Source organism: Shewanella denitrificans OS217 (genome assembly GCF_000013765.1).
In the GTDB taxonomy this organism is placed as follows: Bacteria; Pseudomonadota; Gammaproteobacteria; order Enterobacterales; family Shewanellaceae; genus Shewanella; species Shewanella denitrificans.
In genome coordinates this window covers 2452880-2471298 of the sequence record NC_007954.1, presented here as the reverse complement: position 1 = coordinate 2471298, position 18419 = coordinate 2452880, and the positions used below count along the sequence as shown (strand labels likewise).

General features: G+C 44.8%; 14 protein-coding genes. 8 read left to right on the top strand and 6 right to left on the bottom strand.

Annotated elements, in window-relative coordinates; translation table 11 throughout:
* Positions 1–230: 230 nt before the first annotated feature.
* Both pyk and SDEN_RS10835 read right to left on the bottom strand, forming a co-directional pair.
* Positions 231–1670, bottom strand: coding sequence for a pyruvate kinase (gene pyk / locus SDEN_RS10840; RefSeq protein WP_011496518.1), 1440 nt, complete (start codon positions 1668–1670; stop codon positions 231–233).
* Positions 1671–1948: 278 nt separating this feature from the next.
* Positions 1949–2803, bottom strand: a complete 855-nt coding sequence (locus tag SDEN_RS10835) for a MurR/RpiR family transcriptional regulator (protein WP_041406251.1) — start codon at positions 2801–2803, stop codon at positions 1949–1951.
* Between the two features lie 326 nt (positions 2804–3129).
* Here SDEN_RS10835 and zwf point away from each other — a divergent pair, with 326 nt between their 5' ends.
* From zwf to SDEN_RS10815, 4 genes are read left to right on the top strand one after another with little or no spacing between them, the layout of a single operon-like run.
* Positions 3130–4602 carry a glucose-6-phosphate dehydrogenase gene (zwf, locus tag SDEN_RS10830; protein WP_011496516.1) on the top strand — a complete coding sequence of 491 codons (1473 nt, stop codon included), beginning with the start codon at positions 3130–3132 and terminating at the stop codon, positions 4600–4602.
* An 8-nt stretch (positions 4603–4610) separates the two neighbouring features.
* The gene (pgl, locus tag SDEN_RS10825) at positions 4611–5309 is read left to right on the top strand and encodes a 6-phosphogluconolactonase (protein ID WP_011496515.1); all 699 of its coding nucleotides are present in this window, start codon (positions 4611–4613) and stop codon (positions 5307–5309) included.
* Positions 5310–5320: 11 nt separating this feature from the next.
* Entirely contained in the window at positions 5321–7147 is a 1827-nt protein-coding gene (edd, locus tag SDEN_RS10820) for a phosphogluconate dehydratase (RefSeq protein ID WP_011496514.1), read from the top strand.
* A 16-nt stretch (positions 7148–7163) separates the two neighbouring features.
* Entirely contained in the window at positions 7164–7814 is a 651-nt protein-coding gene (locus SDEN_RS10815) for a bifunctional 4-hydroxy-2-oxoglutarate aldolase/2-dehydro-3-deoxy-phosphogluconate aldolase (RefSeq protein WP_011496513.1), read from the top strand.
* Between the two features lie 229 nt (positions 7815–8043).
* Here SDEN_RS10815 and asnB read toward each other — a convergent pair whose 3' ends face one another.
* Together asnB and SDEN_RS10805 are read right to left on the bottom strand one after the other, a co-directional pair.
* A complete protein-coding gene (gene asnB / locus SDEN_RS10810; RefSeq protein WP_011496512.1) occupies positions 8044–9711 on the bottom strand; it encodes an asparagine synthase B in 1668 nt (555 codons plus the stop codon).
* A gap of 490 nt (positions 9712–10201) precedes the next feature.
* Entirely contained in the window at positions 10202–10561 is a 360-nt protein-coding gene (locus tag SDEN_RS10805) for a hypothetical protein (RefSeq protein WP_011496511.1), read from the bottom strand.
* A gap of 217 nt (positions 10562–10778) precedes the next feature.
* Between SDEN_RS10805 and SDEN_RS10800 the strand changes: the two genes are divergently transcribed.
* Complete coding sequence (locus SDEN_RS10800; RefSeq protein ID WP_011496510.1) at positions 10779–11549, top strand: Nif3-like dinuclear metal center hexameric protein; 771 nt, start codon at positions 10779–10781, stop codon at positions 11547–11549.
* Positions 11550–11644: 95 nt separating this feature from the next.
* Here SDEN_RS10800 and SDEN_RS10795 read toward each other — a convergent pair whose 3' ends face one another.
* On the bottom strand, positions 11645–12064 hold the full coding sequence (locus SDEN_RS10795; protein ID WP_041405769.1) for a VOC family protein: 420 nt from the start codon (positions 12062–12064) through the stop codon (positions 11645–11647).
* 914 nt (positions 12065–12978) lie between these two features.
* Between SDEN_RS10795 and SDEN_RS10790 the strand changes: the two genes are divergently transcribed.
* A complete protein-coding gene (locus tag SDEN_RS10790) occupies positions 12979–14376 on the top strand; it encodes a glycoside hydrolase family 18 protein (RefSeq protein ID WP_011496507.1) in 1398 nt (465 codons plus the stop codon).
* Positions 14377–15246: 870 nt separating this feature from the next.
* Positions 15247–15630, top strand: coding sequence for a hypothetical protein (locus tag SDEN_RS10785; RefSeq protein WP_011496506.1), 384 nt, complete (start codon positions 15247–15249; stop codon positions 15628–15630).
* A gap of 295 nt (positions 15631–15925) precedes the next feature.
* On the opposite strand, the gene SDEN_RS10780 is transcribed toward SDEN_RS10785, so the two are convergent.
* A protein-coding gene (locus SDEN_RS10780) for an IS3-like element ISSde10 family transposase (protein ID WP_086022107.1) occupies positions 15926–17481 on the bottom strand; the annotation gives its coding sequence in 2 pieces (ribosomal slippage) (positions 15926–17028 and positions 17028–17481; 1557 coding nt in all).
* Between the two features lie 432 nt (positions 17482–17913).
* Here SDEN_RS10780 and SDEN_RS10770 point away from each other — a divergent pair.
* Positions 17914–18396 carry a GNAT family N-acetyltransferase gene (locus SDEN_RS10770; protein ID WP_011496503.1) on the top strand — a complete coding sequence of 161 codons (483 nt, stop codon included), beginning with the start codon at positions 17914–17916 and terminating at the stop codon, positions 18394–18396.
* Positions 18397–18419: the final 23 nt, after the last annotated feature.

The following is an 18419-nucleotide window of genomic DNA, read 5'->3' as shown; positions in this document are numbered from 1 at the left end:
TGGAACAATAAGCCTTTTGGCTGGATAGAATGAGGATTTTAGGAGGGTGATAATTTTTTTTATTGATTTTCCTGTAGCATGACTGATAGTTAATACGATTGGTATAAGCTTGTTTGATTGAAACCCTTAAAATAAAAAGCTCAGTGCTTAAGTGAGATCTTATTACGGATCCCGCCATTAAACACTGAGCTTTTAGCTAAATCATCATTTAGCCAAAGAGAACACAGCAATTAAGCCACAATCAATACTTTACAAGTATTGGTGCCACCTATGGTTTCCATGGTATCGCCCTTGGTCATCAATACCATGTCGCCACTTTGCAAATAGCCTTTCTCCACTAAGGTATCGAGGGCTTTTTGGGCGATTTCATCGGCAGGATAGGCTGTCGAATCAAAGCTGACCGGTTGAATGCCGCGATAAAGCGCCATTTTAGCTAATGTCTTTTCATGGCGACTTAAGGCAAAAATCGGTAAGGCTGAACTGATGCGTGACATCAATTTGGGGGTAGAGCCAGACTCAGTCAAGCTTATGATGGCTTTGACACCTTCTAGATGGTTGGCTGCATACATAGTAGCAAGCGCTATGGTCTCATCCACAGAACTGAACATTTGATCCATTCTATGTTTGGAGACTTTCACACTCGGGTGAGATTCAGCGCCAACACAGACAGAGGCCATGGCTTTTACTGTTTCTTCTGGGAAGTCACCAGCTGCGGTTTCTGCCGATAGCATCACAGCATCTGTACCATCCAGCACCGCATTAGCCACATCCATGACTTCGGCGCGGGTTGGCATAGGACTTGTGATCATAGACTCCATCATCTGAGTGGCAGTGATCACCACTTTATTGAGCTGACGTGAACGAGCAATCAAGCGCTTCTGCACTGCCACAAGCGCCGCATCGCCAATTTCAACCCCTAAGTCACCACGAGCAACCATGACCACATCTGACGCATTGATCACATCATCCATAGCTGCATCGGATTCAACGGCTTCGGCGCGCTCAACTTTAGCGACGATAAGCGCATTGCTGCCCGCTTCAACCGCTAATTTACGGGCATAATCTAAATCAGCACCGGTACGAGGGAAGGACACGGCAAGGTAATCAACCTGGATCATGGCAGCAGTTTTAATGTCGGCCATGTCTTTTTCAGTTAACGCGGGCGCTGTTAAACCGCCACCTTTCTTGTTGATGCCTTTATTGTTCGATAAGGGACCTGCGACAGTCACAGTGGTAAATACCTTACGGCCTTCCACGCTATCGACACGCAACTGCACTCGGCCATCATCTAGCATTAAGATGTCACCTATGGTGACATCGTCTGGTAGCTGCTTATAGTCAATGCCCACTTGTTTCTCATCGCCTTCACCTTTAGCAAGCTCAGCATCAAGAATAAATACATCACCTAAATGAAGATGGATTTTCTTGTTGTCTTTAAAGGTAGAGACGCGGATTTTTGGCCCTTGTAAATCACCTAAAACGGCAACGTGAACCCCTAACTCTTTGGCGATTTGACGTGCATCGGTGGCGCGCTTTAAATGATCTTCTGGCGAGCCATGGGAAAAGTTTAAACGCACAACGTTGGCGCCTGCCGCAATAATTTTACGTAGGTTGTCGTCGCGGTCAGTAGCAGGACCTAAGGTGGTAACGATTTTAGTTCTGCGGAACATAAGATACTCCGTTAATGATAAGAAAAAATTGGCTTACAAATTTGGGTCTTTGTTGAACAAGTTTGAACTCATCTTGCCTCTGCGGATGGGCAAGTCAGTCGTTTGTTGCATAAATTCTGGCGCTATATTAGCAGAAATAAAAATAAATGTAGTAAAGTTACAAACAAAAGCGCCAAAATCTGGGGTTATTTCTGTGACAGATAAGTCAATTCCGTAATAAAAAAAGCCAGACTAAGGTTTTAGTCTGGCTCCATTAGGATTCTAGTAGAAAAATTTAACTAGAGAATAGAATCTTTATTCACCCGTGATTCTTTTAATACTTCCTTCACGCGCTTCAAGTTTTCTCTAAATCTTGGGCCGCGTCTTAAGGTAAATCCGGTGGCGAGCACATCTATGGTGACCAACTGCGCCAAGCGGGATGCCATCGGCAAGTACATGTCGGTATCTTCAGGTACTTCCATGGTCACAGGTAAGGTACATTCCAGCGACAGCGGGGAGTTTCTGGCAGTTATGGCAATCACAGCCGCGCCATTTTCCCTTGCTATGCGGGCGATTTCAATTAAGGATTTAGTCCGTCCCGTATGAGAAATCAGCACAACCACATCGCCTTCATTGCAATTAATGCAGCTCATGCGCTGCATTAGCACGTCATCGAAACAAATCACAGGCACGTTAAAACGGAAAAATTTATTCTGCGCGTCGTGGGCGACAGAGGCCGAGGCACCCAAGCCGAAGAAGGAGATGGTTTTCGCTTGAGTCAGTATGTCTACTGCCTTGTGGATAGCCGCCGTGTCTAAGCTTTGACGGGCCGTATCCAGTGACGCCATAGAAGATTCGAAAATCTTAGTGGTGTAGGAATCAGTGCTGTCGTCTTCCTCTACGTGACGGCTCACATAAGGTGTGCCATTGGCTAGGCTTTGAGCCAAATGGAGTTTAAAATCAGGGAAACCTTTAGTGTCTAGACGGCGACAGAAACGGTTCACCGTCGGCTCACTCACATCAGCCATTTTGGCTAAAGTTGCTATGCTTGAATGGATAGCGGTTTGCGGTGACGAAAGGATCACTTCTGCGACTTTTCGTTCTGACTTACTAAATTGGTTAAGGCTGTTTTGAACCTTTTCAAGGGTATTCATAAGCATACGTCCGCTATAAAAAGATAATGTAATTTACTATCATAAAGGCAGATGTCACGGTGAAAATAGTTGTTTTATTACCTCTGACACCGTTTTGTAGTAACTTTTCAATATCATATTGTGTAGGAAAGTGGGTAACTGAGTCTTTTAACTTCGAAATAATATCAGATTTACTGTGAGAATGCCTATATGCCATGCAAAATCAATAATTGCAAAATATAGATGCATTAAGCTAATTCTGTTGTTATATTACAACAAAAGTGTGTTTTTATTCATCGTTAGGCTGAATAGAGCATGGCTAAATAACAAAAGGAGCGCTTTTTGTAATGGGCAAATCAATTAAAGGAGCCAAAGCTTGTGACTTTGTGCTGTTCGGGACCAAAGGCGATCTGGCGAGGCGTAAGCTGTTACCCTCATTGTATCAACTGGATAAAGCCGAACTATTGGACAAAGACACTAAGGTTATCGGTGTAGCGAAAGATGCCTTTAGCAAAGATGAGTTTGTCGAACTTGTCACTAAAGCCTTAACTACTTTTGTAAAAGAGCCATTGTGTGAACAGACCCTAGCGCGCTTTGTTAGCCGCTGCCACTATATAGGCACAGATTTTACCGACTCAGAAGGTTATGGCGCCTTCCATGAATTGCTCGACCCAAGTCAGCGAGTAATGGTCAATTATTTTGCCACCCCACCGTCAATCTTTGGTGATATTTGCCGCAGCCTGCACGAACAAAAACTCATCCATTTAGACACCCGTGTGGTGCTAGAAAAACCCATAGGCACAGATCTCGAGTCATCTCGGGTTATCAATAATAAAGTGTCTGAATATTTCAATGAAAATCAAGTTTACCGTATCGATCATTACCTAGGTAAAGAGACAGTGCAAAACTTGATAGCGCTGCGTTTTGCCAACTCCTTGTTTGCCTCTAAATGGGACAACCGCACCATAGATCATGTGCAAATTACCGTTGCCGAAGAAGTGGGTATTGAGGGCCGTTGGGGCTATTTCGATACCGCGGGTCAAATGCGCGATATGATCCAAAACCATTTATTGCAAGTGTTAACCTTGGTCGCCATGGATCCACCGGTGAATTTAGATGCCGACAGCATCCGCGACGAAAAAGTCAAAGTGCTTAAATCACTCAGGCCCATTAACCTTGATAACGTCTATGAAAATACCGTCCGTGGACAATACAGCGCAGGTTTCTTAAAAGGCTCACCGGTACCCGGTTACTTGGAGGAAGAGGGCGCTAATGTGAAATCCAACACTGAGACCTTCGTGGCGCTACGTGTGGATATCGATAACTGGCGTTGGGCTGGGGTGCCATTCTATTTGCGCAGCGGTAAACGCATGCCATTTAAGAGCTCAGAAATTGTGGTGTATTTTAAAAATCCACCGCACAACTTGTACCGCTCAAGCTACCGTAATTTACCGCCAAACAAACTCACCATTCGTCTGCAGCCCCATGAAGGGGTAGAAATTCAGATGATGAACAAGGTGCCAGGTTTGGAGCAAAAAATGCGTCTGCAAACCACCAAACTCGATTTAAGTTTCTCAGATACCTTTAAGAATGAGCGTATTGCCGATGCCTACGAGCGTTTGCTGCTTGAAGCCATGCTAGGGAATCAGGCCTTATTTGTCCGCCGTGATGAAGTTGAGCAAGCTTGGACTTGGGTCGATGGCATCATTCAATCTTGGGAACAAAGCGGTGAGAAGCCAAAGCCTTATCCCGCAGGAACATGGGGGCCCGTCGCTTCGGTTGCCTTGATAACCAAAGATGGCCGTTCGTGGGACGAGTAGGAATTAACATGATTAAAGACACAGTATTTAAATCGTTCGACAATACAAGTGCACTCGAAGCCAAGCTTGCAGATAACATTGCCCGCCAGCTTCAAGATGCGGTGGACTCAAGAGGCAAGGCGAGCTTAGTGGTTTCTGGTGGTTCAACGCCATTGAAATTATTTGATCTATTGAGTCAAAAATCCATTGATTGGGCTCAAGTTTATATTACTCTTGCTGATGAACGCTGGGTTGGTAGCCATGAAAAAGATTCAAATGAGCGCTTAGTGCGCGGCCATTTATTGCAAAATAGAGCGGCCAGCGCCAAGTTTTCCGGCCTTAAGAATATGTTCACCACGGCAGAAGCTGGCTGTGACATGACCATCAGCGCATTAGCGCATTTTCCGCGCCCCTTTGATGTTGTGGTGCTCGGCATGGGCACAGATGGCCATACCTGCTCTTGGTTCCCTTGCAGTGAGGCGCTAGACAACGCGCTTAATACTCAAGCGTTATGCGCCGCAGTCACGCCAACGACTGCGCCCCATGAGCGTATTACCTTGTCCAAAACGGCGATTTTAAACAGTCGTCAGATCTACTTGCACTTAGTAGGTGAAGCCAAATTATCCGTCTATCATCAAGCGCTTGCACATGATGATGTGTCCAAAATGCCGATTAGAGCCGTTCTTGGCCAGCGTAAAACGCCGGTCGACGTGTTCTACAGCGCGTAAGGAGTAGTAACATGAATTCAGTCGTAAAAGCTGTCACAGACAGAATTATTGCCCGTAGCCAGAAACCTAGAGCCGCCTACCTTGCCGCTCTACAGGATGCTCGCCTTAAAGGTGTGCACCGCAGTTCCTTAAGCTGTGGCAATTTGGCTCACGGTTTTGCCGCTTGCTCTCCTGCGGATAAGGACTCATTACGTCAGTTGACTAAGGCTAACATAGGCATAGTCACGGCCTTTAATGACATGCTCTCGGCCCATCAGCCTTATGAGCATTATCCAGAAATATTGAAAAAAGCCTGTCAGGATGTCGGCAGTGTGGCGCAAGTTGCCGCCGGTGTCCCTGCCATGTGTGATGGCGTGACTCAAGGTCAGCCAGGCATGGAGCTAAGCTTACTAAGCCGTGAAGTTATCGCCATGTCATCGGCTGTGGGCTTGTCTCACAACATGTTCGATGGCGCGTTACTGCTGGGTATTTGTGACAAAATCGTCCCAGGTTTACTGATTGGTGCCCTAAGCTTTGGTCACTTACCTATGCTGTTTGTGCCAGCAGGCCCAATGAAATCAGGCATTCCTAACAAGGAGAAGGCCCGCGTTCGTCAGCAATTTGCCCAAGGGAAAGTCGATAGAGCAGCGCTGTTAGAGGCCGAATCTGCCTCTTACCACAGTGCGGGCACTTGTACTTTCTACGGTACGGCAAACTCAAACCAGTTAATGCTTGAAGTCATGGGGCTGCAGTTGCCAGGTTCATCCTTTGTTAATCCTGACGATCCCCTGCGTGATGCACTCAATAAAATGGCCGCTAAGCAAGTGTGCCGCCTCACAGAAATGGGCACTCAATACACGCCTATTGGTGAAGTGGTGAGTGAAAAGTCTGTGGTGAATGGCATAGTTGCATTACTAGCGACGGGCGGCTCGACCAACTTAACCATGCACATAGTGGCTGCGGCTCGCGCTGCTGGCATTATTGTCAACTGGGATGATTTCTCGGAATTATCAGATGCTGTGCCACTCATCGCCCGTGTTTACCCCAATGGTCATGCAGATATTAACCATTTCCATGCTGCTGGCGGCATGGCTTTACTCATTAATGAGTTATTGGATGCGGGATTACTGCATGAAGATGTCAGCACAGTGGCAGGTTTTGGCCTTCGTCGTTACACCCAAGAGCCAAGACTGATAGACGGTGAGCTGCGTTGGGTCGATGGCCCCACTGAAAGCCTAGATAAAGAAGTCTTGACCCATGTTGCGACGCCATTTCAAAGTAATGGTGGCCTTAAGTTAATGAAAGGCAACTTGGGCCGCGCCGTGATTAAAGTCTCTGCAGTGAACGAAGCAAATCGTGTGGTGGAAGCACCTGCGGTAGTGATAAACGATCAAAATGAAATCGATGCGCTATTTCAATCCGGTTCACTGGACCGAGATTGTATCGTAGTGGTCAAAGGTCAAGGCCCTAAAGCCAATGGCATGCCTGAGCTGCACAAGCTCACGCCGTTTTTAGGCACCTTGCAAGACAAGGGCTTTAAAGTGGCCTTAGTGACTGATGGTCGTATGTCTGGCGCCTCGGGCAAAGTGCCTGCGGCTATCCACTTAACGCCAGAAGCCTTAGACGGCGGCCTCATTGCTAAAGTGCAAAATGGCGATCTTATTCGGGTTAATGCGCTCACTGGTGAGCTGAGCCTCTTGGTAGATGAAGCCGTGTTGGCTGCCCGCACTGCCGAGAAAGTCGATTTACACCACTCCAGTTATGGCATGGGCCGTGAGTTATTTAGTGCACTGCGTCGCAGCCTAAGTAGCCCTGAAACCGGTGCAAGAAGCACCAGCGCCATAGATGAACTCTATTAATAAGGAATAATAACTCATGTTAGAGAATAACTGGTCTTTGCAACCAAAAGATGTATTTAAATGCAGTCCTATTGTTCCTGTGATGGTCATCAATAAGATAGAGCACGCTGTCCCCTTGGCCAGAGCTTTAGTGGCAGGCGGTATTAAGGTATTGGAAGTGACACTGCGCACGCCTTGCGCCTTAGAAGCCATAGCGCTTATCGCCAAAGAAGTGCCCGAAGCCTTAGTGGGCGCAGGCACAGTATTAAACGAAACTCAGCTTCAACAAGCCATTGATGCGGGCTCTCAGTTTATTATCACGCCAGGCGCCACTCCTGATCTATTAAAGGCGGCCATGAAAGGCACAGTGCCGCTTATTCCAGGGGTTGCCAGCATTTCTGAAGTGATGGCAGGCATGGAGCTGGGTTACACCCACTTTAAATTCTTCCCAGCCGAAGCGTCAGGCGGTGTGGATGCCCTAAAAGCCTTTTCTGGCCCATTAGCTAATATCCGTTTTTGCCCAACCGGGGGGATTACGCCAGACTCATATCTGCGTTACTTGGCATTGCCCAATGTGGATTGTATTGGCGGCAGCTGGATTGCGCCAACAGATGCGGTAGAGGCTGAAGATTGGCAGCGGATCACAGACCTGTGTCAGGCGGCATTGAGCCCATTAAGCAAAGCCTAGATTACTATTAGTATTGGCTTAGTGCGGCATCAGAAGTTAAAGCCCATGGATTTCTCCATTAATTAGGAGCCATGGGCTTTTTTATTACTTGGCTATTTTATTAGCTCTATGTTGGATGACAGCGATAAATGAGCGAGTCGCAGCGCTCAGGCACTAAAAAGCCATCCTAGGATGGCTTTTGAATAATCTCTACTTGGGTCAATGAGCTAACGGGTTAATGGGCTATCAATTACTGATAGCTGCTGGTATGTACGTTTCTCACTGCGCGGCCCGATGGATCAATAATACCTTGTAAGCTCTCATCCCAAGCTAGGGCTTCTGGGGTTGAGCAAGCCACAGATTTACCACCTGGAACCGTTTCAGCAGCACCAGAAACAGCATAAAACTCTTCGAAGAAACAGCGATAGAAATAGGCTTCCTTGGTCTCTGGAGTGTTATAAGGGAAGCGGAACTTGGCGTTAGCCAGTTGTAAGTCATCCACGTTAGCCGCCGCTTGCTCTTTTAAGCCATCAATCCAAGAATAGCCCACGCCATCACTGAACTGTTCTTTTTGACGCCAAACCACTTCTTTAGGCAATTTGTGTTCAAAAGCTTGTCGTAAAATGTGTTTCTCCATACGGCCATCCTTAGACATTTTAGCTTGTGGGTTGATGCGCATTGCTACATCCATAAATTCTTTATCGAGAAAAGGCACGCGGGCTTCCAAGCCCCAGGCGGCCATGGCCTTGTTGGCGCGTAGGCAGTCGAATAAATGCAATTTATCTAACTTACGCACTAACTCTTCGTGGAAAGCTTGGGCGTTGGGCGCCTTATGAAAGTACAAGTAGCCGCCAAAGAGTTCATCGGCGCCTTCACCTGAGAGCACCATTTTGATGCCCATGGCTTTGATTTTTCGCGCCATTAAATACATAGGGGTGGCGGCACGTATAGTCGTGACATCATAGGTTTCTAAGTGATAAATCACTTCTTTGATGGCATCTAGGCCTTCTTGGAAGGTGAAATGTATTTCGTGATGAATAGTGCCTATGGCATCGGCTACTTTTTTGGCGGCAATGAGATCCGGCGCCCCTTTAAGCCCCACGGCAAAGGAGTGTAATTGTGGCCACCAAGCATCAGATTTATCATCATTCTCAATACGATGCTTAGCATAGGTTTGAGTGATGGCTGAAATAACCGATGAGTCTAAGCCGCCAGAAAGTAACACTCCATAAGGGACATCAGACATCAGCTGGCGCTTAACGGCGGCTTCTAAGGCGCTGCGTAATTCATCGACACTGGCAGGGTTATCTTGCACTGCCGCAAAGTCGCGCCATTCTCTGTGATAATAAGTGACTGGGTGCTCATCTTGTGAGAAATAATATTGCCCTGGCTGAAACTCGGCAACAGTTTTACACACTGGCATAAGGGCTTTCATTTCTGAGGCGATATACAGGTTGCCCGTGCTGTCGTGACCCGAGTAGAGCGGAATGATCCCCATATGGTCGCGACCGATCAAGTAGCTTTCTGTGGTTTTATCATACAGAACGAAGGCAAAAATACCGTTGAGCTTATCGAGAAAATCACAGCCATATTCTTGATACAAGGCCAAGATCACTTCGCAATCTGAATGGGTCTGATAGCTGTACTTGTCACCAAGCTCAGCTTTTAGCTGCTTATGGTTGTAGATCTCACCGTTTACCGCCAGCACTAGGTTGCCATCTTGACTGTAAAGCGGCTGAGCACCGTGCTCGATATCCACAATCGCCAGACGTTCGTGGGCAAGGATAGCCTTTTCACCGGCGTAAATACCCGACCAATCAGGACCACGATGACGCATGAGCTTTGACATCTCTAGGGCAACTTGGCGTAAGCCTTTCGCGTCTGACTGTATATCTAAAATGGCAAATATTGAACACATGGGCGACTCCTAACAACACAATAGTTTTATTCATTCAGCGCTAACGCCGTTTCTTGAAACCACTGTGCCATTGTTTTTAATTTCTGCCAAATATATTTTTTGATGAAAAGTCAATCTTTGTGATGAAATAGCGAAGTTATCATCTATATAGAGAGGTTTAAATTGAATATTATGTAATATTTTAGTTGTTTTTATGAGATATGTTTATTTTTACGTGCGTGTGGGTAGACGAGATTAGTCAATCTACAATGAATGTCAATTGATTGATAAATTGACTTAACTGGCTGTATTTTGTTGATTTTAACAATGATGGTTCAAGGATTTGACTAAGTCTGTGCCGGACTGCATTTTTTGAATAGAGAATGAGTCGCCAAAGAGGGGGGCTGTAGCTAGGCTGATGCGGGCATAAAAAAGCCCAGTCATTGGACTAGGCGATTAAGCGCAATTGAGTATCTAAGCTAAATACTGGGATGCAAACCGATAAAGTGGATTAAAAGCCTCTTGGTAAGGTTTGGCCACCGGCGTTGGCGAGTTTTTCACGCCATACTTGCTTAGGTGTTAATCCTGCTGCCTTAGTCGATGCAACTGGCTGCTTGGTTGGAGCCTTAGACGCTGATGTTGTTGCGGGTTTAGCAGGTTTTGTTGTGGTCGTTTTCTTCGCAGGAGCTTGGACTTCTCTGCCTGAAGTGACGTCTGCTAACATCTGCTCGAGATCGCTAAAACGTAAGGATTTGCCTTCGTTTATTTTGTACCAGCTGCCTTTCTGTACGATTTCAATCTTTTCGGAAGATTGCTTTTCAAGGGCCAGTTGCAGTTGGGCGATAACCTCTTCTTTAGTTAAATTTGACATGTTAATAACCTACTCATGTTTATGTTAAAACTTATGATGAAAATTTGCTAATTACGATTTTAGAGTGAAACTAGGGTAAAAGTCCAATTTGAGGCTATTTAGGCCATTAAACGAACGTTTTAATCGCCTTTTGTGACATATTCATAAATTCATTGGCCTATTTGTATATAATCACTTTTAGTGAACACCTTTTAATACTGCAAATTTGGAGCAAAAGATGACGGCAAGTGACGGCTTAACACGGACCCAGTTAGCGGCCTATTTAGATGACTTTTTAAGTGTTAGCCAATTTAAAGACTACGCCCCTAATGGATTGCAAGTAGAAGGTAAAGATAATATCCGCACCCTAGTCACAGGTGTCACCGCTTGCCAGCCATTAATAGAACAAGCCATAGCGCTAAATGCCGATGCTATCTTGGTACATCACGGATTTTTTTGGAAGAATGAAGCAGAAGTGATAACCGGCATGAAGCATAAGCGGATTAAGGCATTAATTAATAATGACATCAGCTTGTTTGGTTATCACCTGCCGCTAGATGCGCATCACGGCGTGGGCAACAATGCTGAACTTGCCCGAGTGTTAGGTATTATTAGTCCTCGGGTTTGCCCGCAAGTGTCACAAGATTTACTTTGGCAGGGGCATTTAAAGGCACCTATGCTGCCTGAAGATTTTGCTGCCCATCTTCATACAAGCCTCGGCCGAGAAGCCTTGCACATAGGTGATAAAACCAAGCCCATTAGCACACTCGCCTGGTGTACAGGCGGTGCTCAAGATTATATCGATGAAGCAGTGAAATTAGGCGTGGATGCTTTCATTAGCGGTGAGGTATCAGAGCGCACCTATCACAGTGCCATGGAGCAGGGTATTCACTACTTTGCCGCCGGCCACCACGCCACAGAGCAATTTGGTATTCAGGCATTAGGAGAACACTTAAGCCGTGAATTTGGCTTAAGTCATCATTTCATCGATATCATCAATCCAGTGTAAGTCATTGAAAATAAATGAGGAGGTAAAGAGTTTACCCCCTCATATCTAACTGTCCTCACGGCATTCATTTTACGCTCATTCCGCGGGAGTTAGGGTTAAGAGGTTAGTAGCAGTAAATCCCACTTATTGCCATAGAGATCTTCAAACACCACTACGGTGCCATATTCCTCGATTCTCGGTTCTTCATTGAACCGAACACCATTAGTTTTCATTGACTGATAATCGCGCCAAAAATCATTGGTATGTAAGAATAAAAATACCCGGCCCCCCGTCTGATTGCCAATCGCTTGTTTTTGCTCCTCATTGCTAGCTTGAGCCAAGAGTAAGTTAGTGCCATTGGAATTCGCCAGCGGATCAGCGGGTGGTGAAATCAGCACCCAACGTTTACCGCCGCCTAAATCAGTGTCTTCCACTAAGGTAAATTGCAGTTTTTGAGTATAAAAAGCGATAGCATCATCGTAGTTTTCCACCACTAATGCAATGCTGCCAATCTGCTGCTGAACTGGTTTTGACATTATTTTCTCAAGCATAAAAACAAGATTTCACATTTTGGCGCGTTAGGGAAAAGCACACAAGGTGTAATTTTACTTGAGCGCATAGTAGAATAGCACTATGTTATTGTTTTATATCGACTGGCCAGATTTACAGGATCTTGGTTTAGGGTTTGGCACTAGTGTTTTAAATATCGAAACGATGAATGTACCCATGATGAGGTTTTAGTATGAAATATAATATTTTTTGGGTAATGGCAATTCTGCTCCTATGGAGCAGTTTAATTTATTCATTGCATCATCCATGGTTCTCTTCATTGAGTATTTTGCTCTTTTTTATTATCTCAATATTGAATATGACAGTGGTTAAATGTAAGGCGTGTAACTTGGTGGCAGGGTATTGGGGCGAGCCAACAAATTTTAAATCATTCTTTACTAATAAATGTAAGAAATGTATGAATAAGGAAAAGGCGTAGGGCAAAAATATGGACACCCAGGGTTAATTATTAGATTTAGCATCATTGACTAAACTCAATGAAGTTGTCGATGTTGGCGTCTTGTGGTCAATTAAATATGGCCACTCCTTCGCAGAACCCAGATTAGTGTCGATGACACACTACTGTAGCCCTGTGGTACGGCGAGGATAGACAATTTATCGAAACGCCCGTAATAATTTTCAGTTGATGTTTTTTGGTCAAGAGATTACACAAGGTGAGCCATGACAATCCGCCACGAGAGTTGCGAGACGACCGTCAACTTCTTGTTTCTAGAATAGGACGCCGAAGCGAGCTACACGGGTAATCCCCCTCAACCTCACCTCGTATTATCCTTCAAGTTGTGAAATCTCACAATCTTGCTTGAGCAGATCTTAGAAGTGCATTAAGTTATTGTTTTACGATAGCTGGCTAGATTTTTTTAATTTATCAAGGAGAGTCACAATGTCTATTAATGCTCAAACCGAATCCCCATCTCATGGCAAAGAAGTCATTGGTTATATAACTAATTATGATGGTTGGAAAAGTCAAGCTAGTCTCGTGGTGCCAGAGCAGGGATGCTATTGTCAATTGAATGTAGATTTCAGTAAATACACCATTCTTAATTTCGCGTTCTTTGGTTTGGCGAAAGACGGCTCTTTGCATAGTGCTGATGGGCGTAATAAAAATATTTTTCTTCAAGGTCAGCTACAAGAATCCAGCCCTCTGCTCACAACACCATACTATAATAGCTATGACACGCTTATTTTGTATGGAAGTACTGCAACATCACAACAAGTAGACACTGATGGCTTGATAAAATTGGCGCATGCTGCGGGCGTCAAGGTTATGGCCTCGATAGGCGGATGGAGTATGTCCAAGCATTTTTGTGAGGTGGCTGCAGATGCTCGCAAGCGCAGCACTTTTATCGACGATTGTGCCAACCTGATCACTACTTTTGGATTTGATGGTATCGATATCGACTGGGAATATCCCAATGAAATGGGTATGAATATTGAAAATTATTCTGATGCGGACTACGCAAATTTTGCAACCCTGATGGCAGAGCTGCGCAGGGAAATTGGTACTGGCAACGAGAATGGCAAGGTACTCATTACCGCCGCTATGTCTGCGGACCCCACCAATCTGGCGGGATATAATTGGGAAAGACTACAGGCGAGTATGGATTACTTTAATATCATGACCTACGATATTAACGGTGGCTGGTCTGATAAAGCTGGGCATAACTCACCGCTATACAATTATCCAGGTGCAGAAAGGTCATTATCTCTCGATAGCACGACCCAGTTTCTGATAGAGCAGGGTGTGGAACGAAACAAAATCAATTTGGGTGTGGCGTTTTATGGTCGCGGCGTTATCACAAAGGATCCCGCCGTGCTCAATGGTCCTACGGCCGACAAAGTTAAAACAATTCCGCAGCCGGGTGAAGAGTATTTTCAACCAGATGGACCAATAATGAGTTGCGGTGATTTTGATAACTGGGGATACTGGGACGCTACGCCGTTCTATAGTGCTATTCAACAAAAAACCGGGGGCGGCACAATCAATGGTTGGAACTCTCACTGGGATGCAAATGCAAAGGTTCCGTATCTGACCAAAGACAATTATTTTCTTAGTTATGACAATGTGCGTTCAATCAAAGAGAAAGCCTATTATGTCGTAGATGAAGACTTGGCGGGCCTTATTGTTTGGAACGTTTATGGAGATATGGAGAATATGATGGAGTCTGAGCTTGTTGGTCATAAGAACAGGCTCTGTCCTAATAGAACCAATGTGCTTGCCGATGCTATTAATGAGGCATTTATTATCGGAAACACGAGGCATTTAATACAGAACAGATGATGGGCTCGCCGCTTGGTGAGGACTTTGGGTTTGAAGAGTCACTAAAACAAAATCGTTGACAGGTTATTATCTGTATCAAACCTTAAGATGTTTTTTTGGTGAAAATGGTCGATGAAATTTAATCAAGACTCCCATCGTTAAATTTTGAGTTGATGTTTTTTAGTCAAGAGGTTACACAAAAGCCTAATAGGTGAGCCATGGTGATTTGCGAGACGACCGTCTGAGACAGGACGTCGAAGCGAGCTACACGGACGTATTTACGTGTGTCGACGAGTGAACACCATGACAAGCCTGAGCTGTGTTTCTATAGGTTACCCAAGATTATTCATAATCTAATTGTTCGTACTAGCTAACGGTGGAAAGTAGAAGCGAGCTACAGGGACGACTCTGGTTTAAATCAAAAGCCCGCGTGTCGTAGAGTGAACATCATCGCAAGCTTTCTCGCTGGCGCAAACTCAAAAATGTCCAAACTTCGTTTGAATAGAGATCGCAGGGTTCCACTCTGCACTGGCCAAGAGGGAAGATTCAACAGCAAATCCTCCCCTCTTACTTATCTATTGCGAGAGTCCCCTGTGCCGCCGGCGAAGTGACTCTTGATTATGAGAAGCCTCATCAGACGAAGAAAATACCTAACGGCTCGACAGCGCGCTTTACATCCATGTAAAGCATTCCAGTTCGATTATCCCTATCTCTCGCTCATAAACTAAAAATCATAGATTTTCATTCACCCTGTGCCCTACGAGCCTTAACCATCATCCCTGATGGCTTCACGGGATTTTTATGCGAATATTTCGGCAACTTCGAGGGTATTGGGTGCAATCTGTGAGTGTGGTGCTAAATTGGAAGAAAATGGACTCATAGGATACATCAATGGAAAGTAAAGTTATTTATGTTAAAGCGTACTTTAAAGAATTAGTTCAAAAAACTGAACATAGAGATTTTGATGACCCTTGGGCAAAAAAAAATGTAAGTACTAGTAAAAATGAATACATGCCAAAATTTTCAGAAAATGAAGTCGATAGTGAGCGATTATCTCGCGATATCGAAATTGCATTAGCTGTACTTGATAAAGACGGCTATGCGCTTAAAGAAATTGTGACTGTTACCTCGGGAAAATATGCTTATGATTGTGGAAGTATTTCAAGTTCTCCAATAGGACTCCTCGGCGGCGGACCTATGGCGACTGAAGGCACTGGAGGCTATGGATATGGATACTCGTATACTGATAGCGTTATTATCGTGGGTCAAAAATAGGTTTAATCTGTGAACCATTATGAGCTTGCAAATTCGTTGTTAACAAAACTATACACGAGCTCAATTAATCACCAGCATAGCTCAGGTATGGAAGGCTTATACCTGGGCTTTAAAAGTAGAGCCTGTAAATAATTTTGTGTAACTGCTTTTCAATCATTACACTATAAAAATTAACAGTGTCAGCCACGAACTTGGCTCAAGCTAACCGCTGAATTTGGCAAGCTATTCACGGTCCAGTGGGCAGACTTCAAGAACTCGGTGTTTTTCAAGGTAGTTGTCACTCTTTGCTTAAATATTAAGCTGCATTTATTACATCGTCTGCGGGTGCCTTATCTGGGTTTAGCATTACTGGGCCAACCGCCTCACAATTTCTAACGTCCTTGGACCAACGCTTGGGGTTTCTTGCCTTAGCCGCTTCGAGAACTTTCTTTCGCTTGTCTAAGATAGCGCTATCTTGCAACGCATGACGTTGCCCTGGTGAGACAAAGTTAAGCTTGCTATGTTTATGCTCATCGTTGTACCACTTCACAAACTTCTCAACCCATTCCCTTGCTGCGGCTAAACTGCTAAAACCTGATTTTGGCCATTGCGGACGGTATTTTAAGGTCTTAAATAATGACTCTGAATAGGGGTTGTCGTTACTCACTCTAGGCCGGCTCAGTGAAGCGGTAACACTCAGCTCTTCAAGCTTGGCCTTCATCGTCAGAGACTTCATTGGCGCACCATTGTCAGAGTGCAACACCAGTGGCTTTTTAAAGCATTGTTCCCGTAGCATGCTGCGTTGGATTAGCTCAGCGGCACGCTCGCCACATTCTTGTTCATGGACTTCATAACCGACGATTTTTCGGCTGTAAATATCCTCAAACATGTACAGGTAGTAAAACTGACCTTTAACTACTGAGGCCAGATACGTGATGTCCCAGGACCACACTTGGTTTGGGCCATCGGCCGTGTAACTAAGTGGCTTACTGCGGTTAACTGCAACTTGGCTGCGACCTCTATGGTTAAGCTGGTCATTGGCATCTAATACCCTGTAGAAACTGGCCTCTGATGCAATATAAATCCCCTTATCCAATAGTGTTGGCACTATTTGTGAGGGAGGTAAGCTGGCATATTCAGGCTCATTGCATACCGCTAATATCTGCTCTCGTTCATGCTCTTTTAGCTTGTTGGCGGGCTCTGGCCGAAACGCTGTTGGCCTTAAATCAGCCTGCACCACACCCGCTCGATACCAACGTCGATAGGTACGCTTACTGAGCTCAGCTTCAATACAAGCCTTGTAAAGGCGCGCACCATTGGCATAAGCTTCTTGTATTAATATCATTAATTTTGTGCGCTCAGGTAAGGACGTTAACTCTCCTCGTTGTCGCCCTCCCAGAGCGCATTGAGCTTTTTTCTGAGCACCAGTAAAGCAGCAGCTTCAGCTAGCGCCTTCTCCTTGTAGCGTAATTCATGCTTCAGGGATTTGATTTCTGCTTTGTCGGCTTTAGCCTGTTGTTTAATCGTTTTAGCTTGCACTTCACTGGTTTGAAAACCAGCCAAACAATCGAGTTTCCACTGCTGAACTTGTTCGCGAAACAAGCCTTTTTCTCGGCAGTATTGACTCACTTCAGCTTCTGACATCGGTGCAGTTTCGATAATGACGGCAAGCTTGGCTTCTGCTGACCAATCATCGGTTGTTAATGTTTTACCTGGCACTGGACGACCTTCTTTTCTGGCATTATCTCGCCAATGATACAAGGTTTGCACTGCCATGCCTTCTTCTCGTGCAACCTCTGCAACGGTTAAATTGTGCGGGGGTAATAACTTTTTAAGGATCGAGTCCTTACGTTCTTGTGAATACCGAGCCATATCGTTCTCTGTTACCGCCCCCTGTCTTTATACAATAGTGATTTTTAAGGGGTGACAACTATCCTGACACAGGGGGAACTCAGCAGCTATTGTGAGCATCTAGAAAAACGACGGCGACACTTCTCCAGTTGCTGCCAGCACTTAAAAGCTGGCTAATCTAAAATTCCTTGTAATAACAATGTTTCTAAATCAGCTTAATTCTTTAATGAGTTGGGCTATTGTGGCTAAAAATCACTGTTTTTTAAAGAAAACTGTCGAATTAGCCAATCAGCTTCCATAAACTCCAGCGATATCGGCTTTCTAGCAACAAACCCTCACAATCTCGCTTGAGCACATGTCGAAAATGCATTATGTTATTGTTTTATATCGACTGGGCTCGATTTCTAGCCCGATTGTGTGAGCTAATTTATGGCCTTATTCGTTGGGGGAAATATGAACGTTGAAGTCGTTATTGCAGATTATTTGAATGAAAAACAGGCGGTCGATCTCGGGTATTTGTTGGAACAGTATGCCCTAGATCCTATGGGTGGTGGTGAGCCTTTAGCTGATTTCGTAAAAGACAATTTGGCCATTGCATTATCTAAAATCCCACACGCCTTTAGTATCATTTGCTACGTAGATGGAAAGCCTGCGGGATTGATTAATTGCTTTGAAAACTTCTCAACATTCCAATGTAAACCACTGATCAATATACACGATATTGTTGTTAGTCAACGTTTTAGAGGACTTGGGATTAGCCAGTTGATGTTAGCTAAAGTGGAAGCGCTGGCTATAGAGAAGGGCTGCTGTAAAATCACCTTAGAAGTGCTAGAAGGCAATGAAGTGGCGCGTAAATCGTATATTAAATTCGGTTTTGCGGGTTATGAATTAGATCCACAAATGGGCAAAGCACTATTTTGGCAAAAGACGATTTAGTCATCAAACACAAAGTCGTCTCT

What these genes read in the sequence shown, in the direction of transcription:
- pyk (WP_011496518.1), bottom strand. Translation starts at nt 1,670, where the DNA reads ATGTTCCGCAGAACTAAAATCGTTACCACCTTAGGTCCTGCTACTGAC.
- SDEN_RS10835 (WP_041406251.1), bottom strand. Translation starts at nt 2,803, where the DNA reads ATGAATACCCTTGAAAAGGTTCAAAACAGCCTTAACCAATTTAGTAAG.
- zwf (WP_011496516.1), top strand. Translation starts at nt 3,130, where the DNA reads ATGGGCAAATCAATTAAAGGAGCCAAAGCTTGTGACTTTGTGCTGTTC.
- pgl (WP_011496515.1), top strand. Translation starts at nt 4,611, where the DNA reads ATGATTAAAGACACAGTATTTAAATCGTTCGACAATACAAGTGCACTC.
- edd (WP_011496514.1), top strand. Translation starts at nt 5,321, where the DNA reads ATGAATTCAGTCGTAAAAGCTGTCACAGACAGAATTATTGCCCGTAGC.
- SDEN_RS10815 (WP_011496513.1), top strand. Translation starts at nt 7,164, where the DNA reads ATGTTAGAGAATAACTGGTCTTTGCAACCAAAAGATGTATTTAAATGC.
- asnB (WP_011496512.1), bottom strand. Translation starts at nt 9,711, where the DNA reads ATGTGTTCAATATTTGCCATTTTAGATATACAGTCAGACGCGAAAGGC.
- SDEN_RS10805 (WP_011496511.1), bottom strand. Translation starts at nt 10,561, where the DNA reads ATGTCAAATTTAACTAAAGAAGAGGTTATCGCCCAACTGCAACTGGCC.
- SDEN_RS10800 (WP_011496510.1), top strand. Translation starts at nt 10,779, where the DNA reads ATGACGGCAAGTGACGGCTTAACACGGACCCAGTTAGCGGCCTATTTA.
- SDEN_RS10795 (WP_041405769.1), bottom strand. Translation starts at nt 12,064, where the DNA reads ATGTCAAAACCAGTTCAGCAGCAGATTGGCAGCATTGCATTAGTGGTG.
- SDEN_RS10790 (WP_011496507.1), top strand. Translation starts at nt 12,979, where the DNA reads ATGTCTATTAATGCTCAAACCGAATCCCCATCTCATGGCAAAGAAGTC.
- SDEN_RS10785 (WP_011496506.1), top strand. Translation starts at nt 15,247, where the DNA reads ATGGAAAGTAAAGTTATTTATGTTAAAGCGTACTTTAAAGAATTAGTT.
- SDEN_RS10770 (WP_011496503.1), top strand. Translation starts at nt 17,914, where the DNA reads ATGAACGTTGAAGTCGTTATTGCAGATTATTTGAATGAAAAACAGGCG.